This is a genomic window from Diaphorobacter limosus, from assembly GCF_033100095.1.
GTDB lineage: Bacteria > Pseudomonadota > Gammaproteobacteria > Burkholderiales > Burkholderiaceae_C > Alicycliphilus > Alicycliphilus limosus.
Genome location: NZ_CP136921.1, coordinates 3,094,962 through 3,112,324, shown reverse-complemented (window position 1 = coordinate 3,112,324; position 17,363 = coordinate 3,094,962). Strand labels below are relative to the sequence as shown.

Genomic DNA, 17,363 nt, shown 5'->3' with positions numbered 1-17,363 from the left:
ACGCATGTCCCCCAGCCCCCGCATCCATACCCTCAGCGACTTCGACTTCGAGCTGCCCGAGCTGCTCATCGCCCAGCACCCCGCCCCCGAGAGGAGCAGCTCGCGCCTGCTCGACGGGCGCCAGAGTCCGCCCACCGACCGCATCTTCCGCGAGCTGCCCGGTCTGCTGCAGCCGGGCGACCTGGTGGTGTTCAACGACACCAAGGTGGTCAAGGCGCGCGTCTTTGGCGAGAAGGCCAGCGGCGGCCAGCTGGAGCTCTTGATCGAGCGCGTGCTGACGGGCAACGAAGTCGTGGCGCACATGAAGGTCAGCAAAAAGCCCCTGCCCGGCGCCACCATCCACATGGCCGGCGGGCGCCGCGCGGGCGGCTTCGACGCCACCCTGCTCGCGCGCTGGCCCGACGAGAACGGCCCGCTGTTTCACTTCGCCCTGCATGGCCCGGCCGGCGAGAGCGCCTGGGAGCTGATGGAGCGCCACGGCCACCTGCCGCTGCCGCCCTACATAGAGCGCCAGCAAAACGCCGCCCACGACCCGGACGCGGCCGAGGACGCCGAGCGCTACCAGACCGTGTTCGCCCGCGCCCCCGGCGCCGTGGCCGCGCCCACGGCGGCGCTGCATTTCGACGCCGCCGTGCTGGCGCAGCTGCAGCAGCGCGGCGTGGAGACCGCCAACGTCACCCTGCATGTGGGCGCCGGCACCTTCCAGCCGGTGAAGACCGAGAACCTGGCCGAACATCAGATGCACAGCGAGTGGTATGAGATCCCGCTGGCCACGCTGGCCGCCCTGGAGCGCTGCCGCCAGCGCGGCGGGCGGGTGCTGGCCGTGGGCACGACCACCGTGCGCACGCTCGAGTCCTGGGCGCAGAGCGGCCAGGCCCGGGGCGACACGCGCATCTTCATCACGCCGGGCTTTGCATTCCAGGTGGTGGACCTGCTGCTGACCAACTTCCACCTGCCCAAGAGCACGCTGATGATGCTGGTCAGCGCCTTCGCCGGCTACGAGCACATCATGCTGCTGTACCGCCACGCCATCGCCCAGCGCTACCGTTTCTTCAGCTACGGCGACGCCATGCTGCTGCAGCGTAGGGAGAGGACAACCCCCTGAGCGGCTTCGCCGCTTCCCCCTTCTCTCGAATGGCGGCGCCATTCGGGAAGGGGGACGACGCCAGCGCGGCGGGGCGGCCCTTGCGCGGCGCCTGCTGGCCTGGGGTGTGCCAGTTTCATGCGCCGCGCCCCTTCTTCACCCCAAAAAAGCGGTTGCTCACTACGCCGGCGCATTCGGCCGGCTGTTGACGTGGCCCTGGCGCGCGCCTACCGTATGCGCCATGGCCGCCCAACCGTCCACCCGCTCGGCGCAGCAGCAATTGCAGCGCGATGAACGCGCGGCGGTTCTGCGCCGGCGCCGCCATGCCGGCCTGGGCAACGCCCAGGCGCGCCAGCTGCCCACGGTGGGGCTGGCGCTGTCGGGCGGCGGCGTGCGCAGCGCCACCTTTGGCCTGGGCCTGTTGCGTGGCCTCGCGGCGCAGGGGCTGTTCAGGCGCGTGGACTACCTGTCCACCATCTCCGGCGGCGGCTACGTGGGCGCCATGCTGGGGCGACTGATCAGCGCGCTGGGCCTGGCGCAGGCGCAGCAGATGCTGGCCGCGGGCCACTCCGACATGCTCGGCTGGCTGCGCAGCAACGGCCGCTACCTCACGCCCGCCGGCTCGCGCGACGTGGGCATTCTCATCGTCACCTATCTGCGCGCCTTTCTGGCGGTGCATATCGAGGCCTTCTTCGCGCTGGTGCCGGTGGCGCTGGCGCTGACCCTGCCGCATCTGCTGCAGCACAGCCTGGGCTGGCTGCAGGCCACGGCCTGGCAGGGCTGGGCCTCGCCCTGGTTTGCCCTGGCTCTGCTGTGGGCCGCGGCCCTGCTGCCCGGCCTGCTGGTGGGCTACTGGGCGGCGCCCGAGACGCGCAGCCCGGATCCCGCCGGGCGCCGCCTCTACCCCGGCGACGCTTTTTTGCTGGCGGGGCTGATCCTGGTGGCCCTGGCGCTCACGCTGCGCCCGGGCCGGCTGCCACTGCTGCAGGCCTGGCGCCAGGCCGAGCTGGTGCTGCCCCTGCTGGTGCTGGCGCTGTGGTCGGCCGCGCTGGGCCATGCCAGCGCCATGGCCCGCCTGGCGCTGGCCCGCGAGCCGCGCCTGCTGGCCGTGGCGCGGCTGCGCAACCAGCTGACCCGGTGGCTGCGCGGTGCCCTGCTGGCCTGTCTGCTGCTGGCCGGCGCCGGCGCGCTGGACTGGGCCAGCTGGTGGCTGCTGCTGATGCTCTCCAGCAGCCAGCCGTCGGGCTGGGTCTGGGGCGGCGTGGGCGCGGGCGGCGCCCTGCTGTTCGTGCTGCGCGGGCTGGCGCCGGTCTTGCAACAGCTGGCGGCCCAGGCCGAGGCGCGCCACACCATGGCGCTGGGCCCGCTGCTGCTGAACGTTGCCGGCCACCTGGGGGCCCTGGTGCTGCTGCTGGCCTGGCTGCTGGCCGTGCAGTGGTGGGTGTTTGCCGAGGCCCCGCTGGCGCTGCTGCGCGGCTTTCCGGCCTGGATGCGCTGGGCCATGCTGGCGCTGGCGGCCCTGGGGTGGTGGCTGACCACGGCGCGGCTGGCGCAGGCGGCGAATGCCTCCTCGCTGTCGGGCTTCTACCAGGCGCGCCTGGTGCGCGCCTGGCTGGCGGTGGGCAACCGGCGGCGCGGCATCTGCACGCCCTTCACGCCGGCCGATGCCCGCCTGCGCAGCGTGACCGAGGTGGCCGCGGGCGACGACGTGGATCTGGCCTGCCACCACCCCGAGGCCGACGGCGGCCCGCTGCACCTGATAGGCGCCTGCCTGAACCAGACGCGCGACGACGCCTCGGGCCTGTTCAACGCCGACCGCAAGGGGCGGCTGGTGATCGCCTCGGCGCGCGCGCTGGAGGTCGGCACGCAAGAGGTGCTGCGCTGGGACGACGGCGCCGCCACGGCCAGCGCCGGCCGCGCCGCCGGCACGCTGGGCGGCTGGGTGGCCGTCTCGGGCGCGGCGGCGGCGCCGGGCGCGGGCGCCTACACCTCGCGCGGCTGGGCGCTGGTGATGTTTCTGCTCGGCATACGCCTGGGCCACTGGATAGAGTCGCCCCTGCCCCAGGCGCTGACACCGCTGAAGACCTGGTTGTGGCGGCGCGGGCCCAAGCCGCTGATGCTCTGGAGCGAGGCGCGCGCCCGGTTCTTCGGGCCGGCGCGGCCCTGGTGGTATCTGTCGGACGGCGGGCATTTCGACAACACCGGTGTGTACGCGCTGATCAAGCGCGAGTGCGACTTCATCATCCTGTCGGACGCCAGCGCCGACCCCGAGTACCGCTTTGCCGACATCGAGAACCTGGTGCGCAAGGCGCGCATCGACCTGGACGCCGAGATCGAGTTCTACAGCCGCCAGGAGGCCGCGCGCCTGCTCAGCCTGCCCGGCGACAACCTGACCGTGCTCTCGCCCGACGAGCTGGCCGACAACAGCACGCGCCGCGGCGTGCTGCTGGCGCGCATACGCTACCGCCACAGCGACCCGGCGCGCGGCGAGCGCGAGGGCACGCTGCTGGTCGTCAAGCCCAACCTGCATGTCGGCCTGGATCTGGACCTGCTGTCCTACGCCCAGCGCCACCCCAGCTTTCCGCACGAGTCCACGGGCGACCAGTTCTTCGACGAGGCGCAGTGGGAGAGCTACCAACGCCTGGGCCAGGACCTGGGCCAGGCCGTGTACGACCGCTGGCTGGCCCAGCTGCCCGGCTGGGACAGGGTGCAGCTGCACAAGCTGGCCCTGCCCGAGCGCCTGCAGCAGCCGCGCGAGACCCAGGCACCGCCGGCGCCGGACGCCCAGGCGCGCCTGCCGCGCTGGCGCCGCAGCGTGCGTGCGGCGGCCATAGGCACATCGGTCGGCGTGGGCGTGACCGGCACGCTGCTGCTGTCGCTGTGGCAGCTGCAGGAGCAGCTCAACCGCAGCACCGACGCGCGCCAGGCCGAGATCAGCAAGCTGCTGGACGACTCCTCGCGCGAGCTGCTCGAGGTGTCCGGCAGCTGCAGGCGCGTGGGCGCGCACACCCTGGGCCATGTGGAGCAGCTGCGCGCCCTCGACGGCAGCGAGGCCCTGAGCCCGGCCGAGCAGATCACCGTGAAGCGGCTGCTCGACCGCCTGAACGAACAATGCACGGGCAACGCCCAGGCCATTGCCGCCTGCGCCGAGACCGAACGCCAGCACCAGAGGGATTTGTGCGAGGTCGCGCAAAAGAAAATCGGCAGCGGCAGTGCGCTGAACTACTGGCAGCCCCTGCCCCGCCCGCCCGACGCCATCCACAACCTGGCGCAGGCATGGGCGCTGCTGCGCGGCCGCGAACAGTCCGCCAGCGTGGCCGCCGCCCCAGCCGCGTCCGTGTCCACGCCCGCGCCGGCGCCCACGGCGACCAGCACCGAGGCGCCCGCCGCCGGCGCCATGCCCGAACTGATCACCGCCATCAGCGCCGCCGAGGCGGCGGGCCTGCGCGACGACTGCCCGGCCGGCACCCTGCTGTACACGCAGATCTACGACGAAGCGACGCGCGAGCGTGCCGAGCAGCTGCGCCAGCGCCTGCAGCAGGCCGGTGCCGGCGCGCTGCGCATCCCGCGCATAGAAAACGTGGCGCGCACCGCCGCCATGCGCCAGCAGCGCCCGCCCGTGCCCTGGCAGCAACCGACCTTCGTCGTCCACCAGGCCCGGCTACGCCCCTGCGCCCAGGCCCTGGCGCAGCTGGTGCAGCCGCGCTGGTCGCCGGCCAGCCGGCAAAAGGTCTGGGTCACCGGCCTGCCCACTGGCCTCAAGGGCCAGCCGGGCACGCTGGAGCTGTGGCTGCCAGCGCCGGAGCCGGAGCGCACCGGTGCGTATTGAATTCCTAAAATCATAGCTGCTTGCGCTTATCTGACAAGCGTTGACGGCAAATTTCGCCTAAAACGCCACCGCGCAACCATCCTTGCGCGAATCCGAGCCGGCGATGTAGATGTCGCCCTGGCGCAGCACCAGCTGGGCGCCGCCGAAGGCGAACACACCGTTGCCCGCCTCCACCGTCACCTCATGGCCCAGCGCGCGCAGCCCGGCCACCACGGCGGCGTCGAAATGCGGCTCCACGGCCACGCCCTTGCCCCCGGTCACGCGCCAGCGCGGCGCGTCGGCGGCGGCCTGGGGGTTCTGGCCATAGCGCAGCACGCGCAGCGCCATCTGCACATGGCCCTGGCTCTGCATGGGCCCGCCCATGACGCCAAAGGCCATTTGCGGCCTGCCGTCGGCGTGCATGGCAAAGGCCGGGATGATGGTGTGCGAGGGCCGCTTGCCCGGCCCCACCTGGTTGGCATGGCCCGGCACCAGGTTGAAACCATGACCGCGGTTTTGCAGGCTGATGCCCGTGCCCGGCACCACCACGCCCGAGCCAAAACCCATGTAGTTGGACTGGATGAACGAGACCATCATGCCGGAGGCGTCGGCCGCCGCCAGGTACACCGTGCCGCCGGGGCGCGGCGCGCCATAGCTCGGGGCGCCGGCGCGCGCCGGGTCGATCAGCGCGGCGCGCTGGCGCAGGTAGTCGGCATGCAGCAGCTCGGCTGGCGCGACCTGCATGTGATCCATGTCGGCGTTGTACTGGTGCAGGTCGGCCAGGGCCAGTTTCATGGCCTCGATGCTGGCGTGCACCGTCCGTACATCGTCCACCGGGTGGGCGCCCACGCCATGTTCATCGAGCATGCCCAGCGCCATCAGCGCGGCGATGCCCTGGCCATTCGGCGGAATCTCGTGGATCACCGAATCGCCAAAGCGCTGGCTCACCGTGCCCACCCAATCGGGCTGGTGCGCGGCCAGGTCTTCGACGGTCATCGCGCCGCCATGGGCCTGGGCGTGCGCGGCCATCTTCTCGGCCAGCTCGCCGCGGTAGAAGGCCTCGCCCTCGGTCGCGGCGATCAGCTCCAGCGTGCGTGCATGGGCCTCGCTGCGGAAGATCTCGCCGGCGCGCAGCGGCCGGCCGGCGGGCAGGAAGCATTCGGCAAAGCCGGGCTGGTCGCCCAGCCTGGCGGCGCCGAGTTCCCACAGGCGCGCAATCGTCGGCGAGACCGGAAAGCCATGGCGCGCGTAATCGATGGCCGGCTGGGCCAGCCGGGCAAACGGCAGCCGGCCCAGGCGTTTGGACAGCGTCACCCAGGCGGATACGGCGCCGGGCACGGTGACGGCGTTCCAGCCCTTCTCGGGAATGCCGCCCAGGCGCGCAAAGTATTCCGGCGTCCAGGCTGCGGGCGAGCGGCCCGAGGCATTCAGGCCGTGCAGCTGCCTGCCGTCCCAGCAGATGGCGAAACCGTCGCTGCCGATGCCGCAGCCCGAGGGCTCGACCACTGTCAGCGCCATGGCAGCGGCAATGGCTGCGTCCACCGCGTTGCCGCCGGCCTGCAGCATGGCCAGGCCGGCCTGGGCCGCCAGCGGCTGCGAGGTGGCGACCACGTTGCGCCCCAGCACCGCGCTGCGCTGCGAGGCATAGGGCAGGGTCCAGTCGAGGGTCTGTGCGTTGTGCATGGTGCGGGTTTGCGTCAAGCCCCTTGCCGTTCGCGAAACGCGCGCGCCTGGCCGAAATGGCCGTTGCCGATAAAGGGCGCGGGCGGGCGCAGCGCCGACAGCGGCGAGGGGTGGTTGGAGGTGAGCACCAGATGCCCGCGATCGGCGGGAATCAGCGCACGCTTGGTTTGCGCATGGTTGCCCCAGAGCATGAAGACCACCGGCCGCGCGCCTTCGGCCACATGGCGGATCACGGCGTCGGTCAGGCGCTCCCAGCCGCGGCCGGAATGGCTGGCGGCCTGGCCCTCCTCCACCGTCAGGCAGGTGTTGAGCAGCAGCACGCCGTTCGTGGCCCATTGCACCAGGCTGCCGCCGGGGTCGGGGAAGGGCGGGAAGGGCGTGCCCAGGTCGCGTCGCATTTCCTTGAAGATGTTTTGCAGCGAGGGCGGCAGGCGCACGCCGGGCGCGACCGAGAACGCCAGCCCCTCGGCCTGGCCGCGGCCGTGGTAGGGGTCTTGCCCCAGGATGAGCACGCGCACGGCCTCGGGCGGCGTGAGCGCCAGCGCGCGCAGCGGCTCGGGCGGAAACAGCACCGCCCCGGCCTGCAGCCGCTGGCGCAGAAAGTCCAGCAGCGAGCGACCTTCGGCGCTGGCAAAAAAGCCCGCCGTCAGGGCCTGCCAGCCCGGCGCCACGGGCCAGTCGTCCGGGTTGGCGCTGCGCAGCTGCGTGGCCGCTTCGGCATGCATGTTTTCAAGCATTAAATCAACCTATAACGCCCGTCAATAAAGCGCAAACAGCTATTGTAATTGTAGTGTTTCAACACCCTGATCGACACGGTCGCGCCCGGCAGACTTGGCGCGGTAGAGGTTGGCGTCGGCCAGCGCCAGCAGCGCCTCGGGGCTGTTGCGCTCGTCGGGCACCAGGCAGGCCACGCCAGCACTCAGCGTGACCACCGGCGCTACGGGCGAGGCACTGTGCGCGAGGCCCAGGCTGCGCACGGCCTGGCACAGCTCCTGCGCCTTGGCGCGGGCGTCCTGTGGCCCGCAGTCGGGCAGCAGGCAGACGAATTCCTCGCCGCCATAGCGCGCCGCCAGATCATGCGGGCGGCCCAGGCCGGCGCGCAGCACCGCCGCCACGGCCTTGATGCAGCCGTCGCCGCGCTGGTGGCCGTAAAAGTCGTTATAGGCCTTGAAATGGTCGATGTCGAACATCAGCAGCGCCAGTGGCTTGCCCTTGCGCAGGCAGTCGCGCCATTCACGCTGCAAGGCCTCGTCAAAGCGCCGGCGGTTGGCAATGCCGGTGACGCCATCGACAAAGGCCAGATGCCGCAGCAGGTCGCTGTGCGCCTTTTGCTCGGTCAGGTCGATGAAGCTGGCCATGAAGCGCCCGCCCATCGCTATGCCGCCAATGGCCATGATGCGCTGCGTGCCGTAGCGCGTGGTCACGCGGTACTCATGGCCGGGTAGGGTGCCGTCATGTGCGTCGGCATGGTCCATGGCTTCGTTCCAGAGCGCCAGCACGCGGGCGCGGTAGTCGGCGTCGGGGTAGACCTCCTGCCACCAGCGCTGCAGCGTCAGCGGCTCGCTCGCCGGATAGCCGAAGTACTCGGCAAAGCGCTGGTTGCGAAAGCTGAAATGCCCGGACTCATCGACGATGCACAGCCCGATGGGCATTTGCTCCATCAGGTGGCGCAGCAGCCGCTCCTTCTCCTGCAGCTCCATGGCCTGGCGCTTGGCCTCGGTGATGTCATGCACATAGCCATGCCAAAGCACGGCGCCGCTGCGCAGCCGCTGCGGCCGCGCCTGGCCGCTGAGCCAGCGCTCGCCACGGCCGGGCAGGGTCACGCGGTACTCGCCCTGCCAGACGCCCAGCGTGCGCGCCGACTCCTGCATGGCCGCCTCGCCCGCGACCCGATCCGCCGGGTGGATGCGCGCCAGGGCGGGCCCGGCGTCAGCGCGCAAGGACTCGGGCGGATGGCCGAAAACATCGGTCACGCCCGGACTGGCGTAGGGGAAATGGCTGCGGCCGTCGGGCTCCAGCTGGTACTGGTACAAGAGCCCGGGCAGGTTGTCCGCCAGGCGGCGCAGCATGTCCTCCTGCTGGCGCTGCAGGGCCTGCTGGCGCTCCAGCAGCTCCTGCGTGTGCCATAGCCGCCATTGCCGGCGCTGCAGAGCCGCCAGGCCGCCGGCCAGCGCTGCGCAAGACAGCAGATACACCAGCGCCAGAAAACGCGCCCGCTGGCGCCACTGCGCCCACATCGCCTGCGTGGCACGCCCCACGCCCACGACCAGCGGCTTGCCCATGTGCAGCCCGGGTGGTTGCAGGTTGCGCATGGCCACCAGGTAGTCCGCACCGCCGGGGCGCAGCGGGCCGCGCAGCAGGTTGTCGCTGCGCTGGCTCTGCAGATGCTGCATGAACAGGCTGCCAGGCATGGCCAGGTTGTCGCCAGCGCGCTCATTGGCGTCGCCCAGCGCCATCAGGCGCTGGCCGTCGCCATGCGTGAGCGAGGTGAACAGATCACTGGCGTAGCGCACCGACTGCAGCACCACATGCAGGTACTCGGGGTTCAGCGAGGCCGTCAGCAGGCCATCGAAGCTGCCGTCCGCAGCCGTCAGCGTACGCCCCAGCACCAGCACCCAGCCGCCCAGCGCGCCCTGGAAGGGCCGGCTCACCAGCAGCGTCTCGGGCGCCATGCCGGTGCGCGCCATCTGAAAGTAGTCACGCCGGCCAAAGTCCTGTCCCAGCGCCTCGTCATGGCTGGAGGCCAGTACCCGCCCCTGCCCATCGAGCACATTCAGGCTGCGCACACCCGGCAGGGCCGCAAAAAACAGCTGCAGGCGCTGGTTCAGCTCGGCCATGCCGCCGGGGCGCTGGCGCCAGCGCGGCACATCGGCCTGCAGGCTGGCCAGCACATGGTTGATGGCGCCCAGCTGCGGCACCAGGTTGTCGTGCAGCATGCGCGCCTGTTGCGCCAGGTGCTGGCGCTCGCGTGCCTCGGTCTGCTGGCGCTCATGCCATAGGCCCAGCGCCAGCATCGCGCCCACCAGCAGCGCGCCCAGACCCAGCCACCACCATTCGCGGCGGAAACGCTGCATATGTGACGGCGCGATGGGCTGCAAGAACACCTCGGCGTGGGCTGTGGGCGTGGCTATGGCCTGCCACGGAGACGATGCAGGCCATTGTAGGCAGCGGGCCGGCGCCGGCGTCATGCGCCGACATCAAAGTCAGTGCGCACCCAGCGCGCGGTTGCGCCCCTGCGCCTTGGCCTGGTAGAGCTGCATGTCGGCCTGCTGCAGCAGGGCCGCCGGGCTGCCCTCGCCGTCGGGCACCTGGCAGGCCACACCGACGCTGATGGTGACCACATCCGCCACCCGCGATTGCGCATGCGCCAGGCCCAGTGCCTGTACCGCATGGCACAGCTCCTGCCCCTTGTGCAGCGCGCCGGCGGCGTCGCACTCGGGCAGCAGACAGACGAATTCCTCGCCGCCGTAGCGCGCCACCAGGTCATGCGAACGCCCCAGCTGACCGCGCAGCGCAGTGGCCACGGCCTTGAGGCATTCGTCGCCCTGCTGGTGGCCGTACAGGTCGTTGTATTGCTTGAAGTAGTCAATGTCCAGCAGCAGCACGGCCAGCGGCTTGCCGCTGCGACGGCAGCGGCGCCATTCGGCTTCGAGCTGCTGGTCGAACTGGCGCCGGTTGGCGATGCCGGTCAGGCCATCCACATAGGCCAGCCGGTGCAGCAGCTCGCTTTGCGCCTGCTGCTCGGTGCGGTCCTGGAAGGTGGCCAGGAAATGCTCGCCAAACAGCAGGCCGCCGATGTCCATCACATGCTGCGCGCCATCGCGCGCCGTGACGCGGTAGGGCTGGGCCGCGATCACCCCCCCTTGCGCGCGCGCGCCGGCCATGGCCTGGCCCCAGGCATGCGCCGCCTGCTGGCGATAGTCGCCGTCCGGGTAGGCGAGCAAGGCCCATTCGTGCAGCGTCGGCACCTCGGCCTCTGTGTAGCCGAAATGCTCCAGAAAGCGCCGGTTGCGAAAGTAGATGCGGCGCTGCGCGTCCACCATGCACAGGCCCACCGGCATATCGTTCATCAGCTGCTGCAGCAGGCGCTCGGTCTCCTGCAGCTGCAGGGCCTGGCGCTTCATGTCGGTCACGTCGTGGATGTAGCCATGCCAGAGCACGGCGCCGCCGTCCAGGCGCTGCGGCCGCGCCTGGCCGCTGAGCCAGCGCTCGCCAATGCCGGGCAGGATGACGCGGTACTCGCTCTTCCAGTCGGCCAGCGTGCGCGCCGATTCCTGGATGTTGACCTGACCCTTTGGCAAGTCCTCGGGGTGGATGCGCGCGAATACGGGCGCCGCATCGGCCAGCAGCTGCTCGGGGGCAAAGCCATAGATATCGGTCACGCCGGGGCTGGCGTAGGGGAAGTGGCTGCGCCCGTCAGGCTCCAGCTGGTATTGGTACAGCATGCCGGGCAGGCTTTCCACCAGCCGGCGCAGCATCTCCTGCTGCCTGCGCTGCCCGGCCTCCAGCAACTGCGCCTGGTCGCGTGCTTCATTCTGCCTACGGTGCATGAGCCGCAGCGCCACGCCGGCCGCTGAAAAGGCGAGCAGGTAGACCAGTGCAAAGCGCCAGGCTTGGTCGCGCCAGCCGGCAAATACATCGTCCAGCGGCCGCCCGGCCGCCACCACCAGCGGTTTGTCCATCCGCAGGTTGGACGGTTGCACCTTATGCAAGGCCATCACATAGGGCGGGTAGCCAGGCTGGGGAAAGCCCTGCAGCACGCTGGCCGCCTGCCTGCTTTCGCGGTGGCGCGTGAACAGGGTGCCCGCCTGCGCCAGGTTCACGCCATCGGGCTCGTTGTCGGCCCCCAGGACCATGAAGCGCATGCCGTCACCATGGCTCAGGCTGACGCGCATGTCCGGCGCATAGCGCACGGATTGCAGCAGGGTCTGGAAATGCTCCACATCCAGCGCCGCCACCAGCAGGCCGCCAAAAGCGCCATCCGCCCCGGGCACGGTGCGTCCCAATACCAGCACCCAGCCGCCCAGCATGCCGAAGAAAGGCCGCCCCACGAGCAGCGCATCGGTCTGCCCGATCTGCTTGGCGGTCTGGAAATATTCACGCCCGCTCAGGTCGCGCCCGACCAAATCGGCGGCGCTGGAGGCCAGCACCCGGCCATCGGCATCGAGCAGGCTGAAGGTACGCACGGCAGGCATGGCATCGGCAAAATTGTGCATGCGCTCCATGAGGCGGGCATGGCCATCGGCCCCGTCCAGGCCCTTGCGCTGGTCGGCCTGGAGATGGCGCATGGCATTGTTGATGGCCTCCAGCTGCATCCCCAGGTTGTCATGCATCACCCCCGCCTGCTTGGCCAGCAGGACACGCTCGCGCGCCGCTACACGCTGGTGCTCAAGCCACAGGCCGGCGACCAGCAAACCCGCGGCGAGCAGCGCCACCCATGCCAGCCACCACCATTCACGGCGCTGGGGATCGGCGGGGGGGCGCAGCAGGCGCAGCACGCTCAGGCGAATAAACGCGCCAAGGCCAGGCCGGGGTCGCTCGCGCGCATGAAGGCCTCGCCCACCAGGAAGGCATGCACGCCGGCGTCGCGCATCAGGCGCACGTCGGCGGGCGCGAGGATGCCGGACTCGGTCACCAGCAGACGGTCGGCGGGCACCTGTTTTTGCAGCGCCAGCGTGGTCTGCAGGCTGACCTCGAAGCTGCGCAGGTCGCGGTTGTTGATGCCCACCAGCGGCGTCTTCAGCTTCAGGGCGCGCTGCAGCTCGGGGGCGTCATGCACCTCCACCAGCACGGCCATGTCCAGGCTGCGGGCAATGGCCTCCATCTCGGCCATCAGACCGTCGTCGAGGCAGGCGGCGATCAGGAGCACGCAGTCCGCTCCCATGGCGCGCGACTCGTAGATCTGGTAGGGATCGACCATGAAATCCTTGCGCAGCACCGGCAGCTGACAGCTGGCGCGCGCCTGCTTCAGGTAGTCGGGCTGGCCCTGGAAGAACTGGCGGTCGGTGAGCACCGACAGGCAGGCGGCACTGACCTTGCCGTCGCCCTCGGCATAGCTTTGCGCGATGTCGGCTGGGATGAAATCGGCGCGGATCACGCCCTTGCTCGGGCTGGCCTTCTTGATCTCGGCGATCACCGCGGCCTGGCCGGCCGTGATCTTGGCGCGCAGCGCGCCGACGAAGTCGCGCGTGAGCACGCGGCTCTCGGCGTCGCGGCGCATGTCGGCCAGGGGCATGCGCCGCTTGGCCGCGGCCACCTCTTCGAACTTCACATCGACGATTTTTTTCAGGATGTCGGACATGGCGGGTTTTCCAATGCAATGGTCAATGTTCGGGGGGCTTGCGCAGCACCCGGCGGATGACCTGGTGCATCACCAGGCCGACAACGATGAACAGCAGCGACACGCCGAGCACGATCCAGGTGCCGGCATCGTTCCAGATGGGGGCGTCCAGCAGGCTCATGGCGCAGCCTCAAGCCGCGAGCTTTTGCGTGTAGGCAACGAGCTCGTGCAGCTTGGCCAGGGCCGCGCCGCTGGCCAGCGCCTGCTGCGCGCGCTGCAGCCCCTCGGCCATGGTGGGTGCCACGTTCGCCGCATACAGCGCGGCGCCGGCGTTCAGGCAGACGATGTCGCGCGCCGGGCCTTCTTCGCCCTGCAGCACGGCGAGCAGCATGGCCTTGGACTGGTCGGGGTTCTCGACGCGCAGCGCGCGCGTGCCGGCCATGCGCAGGCCGAAGTCCTCGGGGTGGATCTCGTACTCGCGCACCACGCCGTCCTTGAGCTCGCCCACCAGGGTGCCGGCGCCCAGGCTGATCTCATCGAGCCCGTCGCGGCCATAGACCACCAGCGCATGCTGCGCGCCCAGGCGCTGCAGCGCGCGCACCTGTATGCCCACCAGGTCTTCGTGGAACACGCCCATCAGGATGTTGGGCGCGCTCGCCGGGTTGGTCAGCGGCCCCAGGATGTTGAAGATGGTGCGCACGCCCAGCTCCTTCCTCACCGGGGCCACGTTCTTCATGGCCGGGTGGTGGTTGGGCGCGAACATGAAGCCTATGCCCACGTCCTGGATGCACTGCGCGATCTGCGCCGGCGTGAGCTGTATGTTCACGCCCAGCGCCTCCATGGCATCAGCGCTGCCCGATGTGCTGCTGACGCTGCGCCCGCCATGCTTGCTGACCTTGGCGCCGGCGGCGGCGATGACGAAGGTGGCGCAGGTGGAGATGTTGAAGGTGCCGGCACCGTCGCCGCCCGTGCCCACGATGTCCACCAGGTGCGTGGTGTCGGCCACGCTGACCTTGCGCGAGAACTCGCGCATGACCTGCGCCGCGGCGGTGATCTCGCCAATGGTTTCCTTCTTCACGCGCAGGCCGGTGACGATGGCAGCGGTCATGACGGGCGAGAGCTCGCCGCTCATGATCATGCGCATCAGGTGCAGCATCTCGTCGTGAAAGATCTCGCGGTGCTCGATGGTGCGCTGCAGCGCCTCTTGCGGGGTGATGGACATGGAGTCTCCAGATGTCGTTGTCAAACGGCAGGCGCGTCGGTCAGCGCCAGACGCACGCCAAAGCCTATGAACAGCAGGCCGGCAACGCGGTCGAGCCAATGCATGCCGCGCTGCACCGCGCCGACACGGCGCACCAGCCAGGCCGCCGCCAGCGCCCACAGCCCATTGACCGGAATGGCGTTGACGGTGAACAGCACGCCCAGCAGCACAAAGGCCAGCGCCTTGTTGCCGGCGCCGGGGGCAATGAACTGCGGCACGAAGGCCAGGAAGAAGATGGCCACCTTGGGATTCAGCACATTCGTCCAGAAGCCGCCCAGGAATACCTCCTTGAGCGCGACCGGCACCGCTGCGTGACCGGCTGTCTCGCGCACCACGCCGGCCAGCGCACCGTCGCCGCGCGCGCGCAGCAGGCGCAGGCCCAGCCACAGCAGATAGGCCGCGCCCAGCCACTTGAGCAGCGTGAACGCCGTGCTGGACGCCGCCAGCAGCGCGCCCACGCCCACGGCGGCGGCACCCACATGCACCAGGCAGCCGGCGGCAATGCCCAGGCCCGCCACCAGGCCGGCGCGCAGCCCGTTCTGCAACGCACGCGTGACGATGTAGAGCACGTCGGGGCCCGGCGTCAGGTTGAGCAGCCAGCCGGCGGCGATGAACAGCAGCAGCTGCTGCGCGTCGATCAAGCGCGCTGCTCCAGGAAGTTCTTCAGCATGGCATGGCCATGCTCGGTCAGGATGCTCTCGGGGTGGAACTGCACGCCCTCTATGGGCAGCTCTTTGTGGCGCACGCCCATGATCTCGCCGTCCTCCGTCCAGGCGGTGACGGCCAGCACCTCGGGGCAGCTGGCGCGCTCTATCGCCAGCGAGTGGTAACGGTTCACGGTGAACTGCCGCGGCAGGCCGGCGAACACGCCTTGCTCGTCGGTAGTGATGACGCTGGTCTTGCCGTGCATCAGCTCCTGCGCACGAATGATCTTGCCGCCAAAGGCCGCGCCAATGCTCTGGTGGCCCAGGCACACGCCCAGGATGGACAGCCTGCCGGCAAAGTGCTGTATCGCGGCCACCGAGATGCCGGCCTCCAGCGGCGAGCAGGGGCCGGGCGAGATCACCAGCCGATCGGGCGCGCGCGCGGCAATGCCCTCCAGGGTGATCTCGTCGTTGCGAAACACCTCCACCTCGGCGCCCAGCTCGCCAAAGTACTGGACGATGTTGTAGGTGAAGCTGTCGTAGTTATCGACCATCAAGAGCTTCATGACTCATCTCCCGGTGCGCGCATGCGCGCGAACTCACGGTGTTCGTAGGCGATGTAGGCCTCCATCATGCTGCGGTAGATAGCCTCCATCACCTCGGGCTGGCCGCCCTCGGTCGCGGCGCGTGCGCGCACGCGGGCCACGATGGCCTCGATGCGGTCCTCGTCACGCACCTGGGTGTTGCACTGTTTGATGCGTGCCGCCTGCGTCATGTAGCCGCCACGCGTGACCAGCAGGGGCACGAGCACATCATCGAGCGCATCGATGAAGCGGCGCACATCCTCCATCGTGGTGCAGTGCTGAACGTGATCTATGGCGCGCGTCATTCCAAACCTTCCTCTACCAGTTCCGCCGCACGCAGCAGGGCGCGGGCCTTGTGTTCCGTTTCTTTCCATTCCAGCTCGGGCACCGAGTCCGCCACGACGCCGGCCGCCGCCTGCACATACAGCATGCCGTCCTTGACGATGCCCGTGCGGATGGCAATGGCCACGTCCATGTCGCCGGCGTAGCTCAAATACCCGCAGGCGCCGCCGTACAGGCCGCGCTTGGTGGGCTCCAGCCGGTCGATCAGCTCCATGGCATGCACCTTGGGCGCGCCGGTGAGCGTGCCTGCCGGGAACGTGGCCCTGAGCACGTCCATGCTGGTCATGCCCTCGTTCAGGATGCCTTCCACGTTGCTGACGATATGCATCACATGGCTGTAGCGCTCTATGCAGAAGGCCTCGGTCACCTTCACCGTGCCGGTCTTGGCGATGCGGCCGATGTCGTTGCGCGCCAGGTCGATGAGCATCACATGCTCGGCGCGCTCCTTCGGGTCGCCCATCAGCTCCAGCTCGGCCGCCTTGTCCTTCTCGGGCGTGGCGCCGCGCGGCCGCGTGCCGGCCAGCGGGCGTATCGTGACCTTGGTGCCCTCCTCCACGGCCTCCTGGCGCACCAGGATCTCCGGGCTGGCCCCCACCACCTGGAAATCGCCAAAGTGGTAGTAATACATGTAGGGGCTGGGGTTGAGCGAGCGCAGCGCGCGGTACAGCGACAGCGGGCTTTCGGTGTAGCGCTTCTGGATGCGCTGGCCCACCTGCACCTGCATGAAGTCGCCGGCGGCGATCAGCTCCTTGGCCTGCTCCACGGCCGCCAGGTAGTCCGCCTTGGCAAAGCTGCGCTCGGCCGGGTGGCTTTCGCTGGGCTTGACCTGCGGCGCGCTGACCGAGTATTTGAGCTGATCCTTCAACTCGCGCAAGCGCTTCTTGGCGCGCGCGTAGGCCTCAGGCTGGGCCGGGTCGGCGTAGACGATGAGGTAGAGCTTGCCCGAGAGGTTGTCGATGACCGCCAGCTCCTCGCACTGCAGCAGCAGGATGTCCGGGCAGCCCAGGCTGTCCGGCGGGCAGCTGCCCTCCAGCTTCTTCTCGATATAGCGCACCGCGTCGTAGCCAAAGTAGCCCGCCAGGCCACCGCAGAAACGCGGCAGGCCCGGGCGCAGCGCCACCTTGAAGCGCTTTTGGTAGGCGGCGATGAAGTCCAGCGGGTTGCCGCCGGCGCTCTCCACCACCTGACCGTCGGTCACCACCTCGGTGCGCGCCGCGGCGCCGAAGCCGCTGGCGCGCAACAACGTGCGCGCCGGCAGGCCGATGAAGCTGTAGCGCCCGAAGCGCTCGCCACCCACCACCGATTCAAGCAAAAAGCTGTGCCGACCATCGCCCTTGCCATGGGCGAGCTTCAGGTACAGCGACAGCGGGGTTTCCAGATCCGCGAAGGCCTCGGCCATCAGCGGGATGCGGTTGTAGCCCTCCAGGGCCAGGCTTTTGAATTCCAGTTCAGTGATCACGACAAGAGTTCCCAGCTCGTGCGGCGCGCTGCAGGGGTGCGGGCCGCGGGTTCATTCGGGAGACGATCCCCCATGCGTTGGGGATCACGGGCGCACGCGGGGCGGTGCCCAGGTGCTGTCAGGAGGCAAGCGACGCTGGCTTGCGCCAGGGCCAGGCTCCCCGGTCGCTGCGACCTGCAATAACGGTGCGGTGAATGAACATGGCGGCAAAGTGTAGC

13 protein-coding genes are annotated in these 17,363 nt (G+C 69.8%); 2 read left to right on the top strand and 11 right to left on the bottom strand.

The features are described 5' to 3' along the window. Positions 1-4: 4 nt before the first annotated feature. Positions 5-1,105, top strand: coding sequence for a tRNA preQ1(34) S-adenosylmethionine ribosyltransferase-isomerase QueA (gene queA, locus P4826_RS14870; protein ID WP_317701158.1), 1,101 nt, complete (start codon positions 5-7; stop codon positions 1,103-1,105). A gap of 220 nt (positions 1,106-1,325) precedes the next feature. Continuing rightward, positions 1,326-4,913 carry a patatin-like phospholipase family protein gene (locus P4826_RS14865; RefSeq protein WP_317701157.1) on the top strand — a complete coding sequence of 1,196 codons (3,588 nt, stop codon included), beginning with the start codon at positions 1,326-1,328 and terminating at the stop codon, positions 4,911-4,913. Between the two features lie 57 nt (positions 4,914-4,970). On the opposite strand, the gene P4826_RS14860 is transcribed toward P4826_RS14865, so the two are convergent. The 11 genes from P4826_RS14860 to trpE all read right to left on the bottom strand — a co-directional run bounded on the left by P4826_RS14860 (position 4,971) and on the right by trpE (position 17,145). Next, complete coding sequence (locus P4826_RS14860; RefSeq protein ID WP_317701156.1) at positions 4,971-6,575, bottom strand: gamma-glutamyltransferase family protein; 1,605 nt, start codon at positions 6,573-6,575, stop codon at positions 4,971-4,973. Between the two features lie 14 nt (positions 6,576-6,589). Beyond that, entirely contained in the window at positions 6,590-7,300 is a 711-nt protein-coding gene (locus P4826_RS14855) for a uracil-DNA glycosylase (RefSeq protein ID WP_317701155.1), read from the bottom strand. A 51-nt stretch (positions 7,301-7,351) separates the two neighbouring features. After that, positions 7,352-9,649, bottom strand: coding sequence for a diguanylate cyclase domain-containing protein (locus P4826_RS14850; RefSeq protein WP_317701154.1), 2,298 nt, complete (start codon positions 9,647-9,649; stop codon positions 7,352-7,354). 129 nt (positions 9,650-9,778) lie between these two features. Beyond that, positions 9,779-12,073 carry a diguanylate cyclase domain-containing protein gene (locus P4826_RS14845; RefSeq protein WP_317701153.1) on the bottom strand — a complete coding sequence of 765 codons (2,295 nt, stop codon included), beginning with the start codon at positions 12,071-12,073 and terminating at the stop codon, positions 9,779-9,781. A 2-nt stretch (positions 12,074-12,075) separates the two neighbouring features. Beyond that, positions 12,076-12,876, bottom strand: a complete 801-nt coding sequence (gene trpC / locus P4826_RS14840; RefSeq protein WP_317701152.1) for an indole-3-glycerol phosphate synthase TrpC — start codon at positions 12,874-12,876, stop codon at positions 12,076-12,078. A gap of 22 nt (positions 12,877-12,898) precedes the next feature. Continuing rightward, positions 12,899-13,036, bottom strand: coding sequence for a hypothetical protein (locus P4826_RS14835; RefSeq protein ID WP_317701151.1), 138 nt, complete (start codon positions 13,034-13,036; stop codon positions 12,899-12,901). 9 nt (positions 13,037-13,045) lie between these two features. Further along, positions 13,046-14,077 carry an anthranilate phosphoribosyltransferase gene (gene trpD, locus P4826_RS14830; RefSeq protein WP_317701150.1) on the bottom strand — a complete coding sequence of 344 codons (1,032 nt, stop codon included), beginning with the start codon at positions 14,075-14,077 and terminating at the stop codon, positions 13,046-13,048. 20 nt (positions 14,078-14,097) lie between these two features. After that, the gene (locus tag P4826_RS14825) at positions 14,098-14,757 is read right to left on the bottom strand and encodes a LysE family translocator (RefSeq protein WP_317701149.1); all 660 of its coding nucleotides are present in this window, start codon (positions 14,755-14,757) and stop codon (positions 14,098-14,100) included. Beyond that, positions 14,754-15,326, bottom strand: a complete 573-nt coding sequence (locus tag P4826_RS14820; protein ID WP_317701148.1) for an aminodeoxychorismate/anthranilate synthase component II — start codon at positions 15,324-15,326, stop codon at positions 14,754-14,756. The genes P4826_RS14825 and P4826_RS14820 overlap by 4 nt, the downstream gene beginning before the upstream one ends. Further along, the gene (locus P4826_RS14815) at positions 15,323-15,649 is read right to left on the bottom strand and encodes a chorismate mutase (protein ID WP_317701147.1); all 327 of its coding nucleotides are present in this window, start codon (positions 15,647-15,649) and stop codon (positions 15,323-15,325) included. Before P4826_RS14815 ends, P4826_RS14820 begins: the two co-directional genes overlap by 4 nt. Next, positions 15,646-17,145, bottom strand: a complete 1,500-nt coding sequence (gene trpE, locus P4826_RS14810) for an anthranilate synthase component I (RefSeq protein WP_317701146.1) — start codon at positions 17,143-17,145, stop codon at positions 15,646-15,648. The genes P4826_RS14815 and trpE overlap by 4 nt, the downstream gene beginning before the upstream one ends. Positions 17,146-17,363 lie beyond the last annotated feature (218 nt).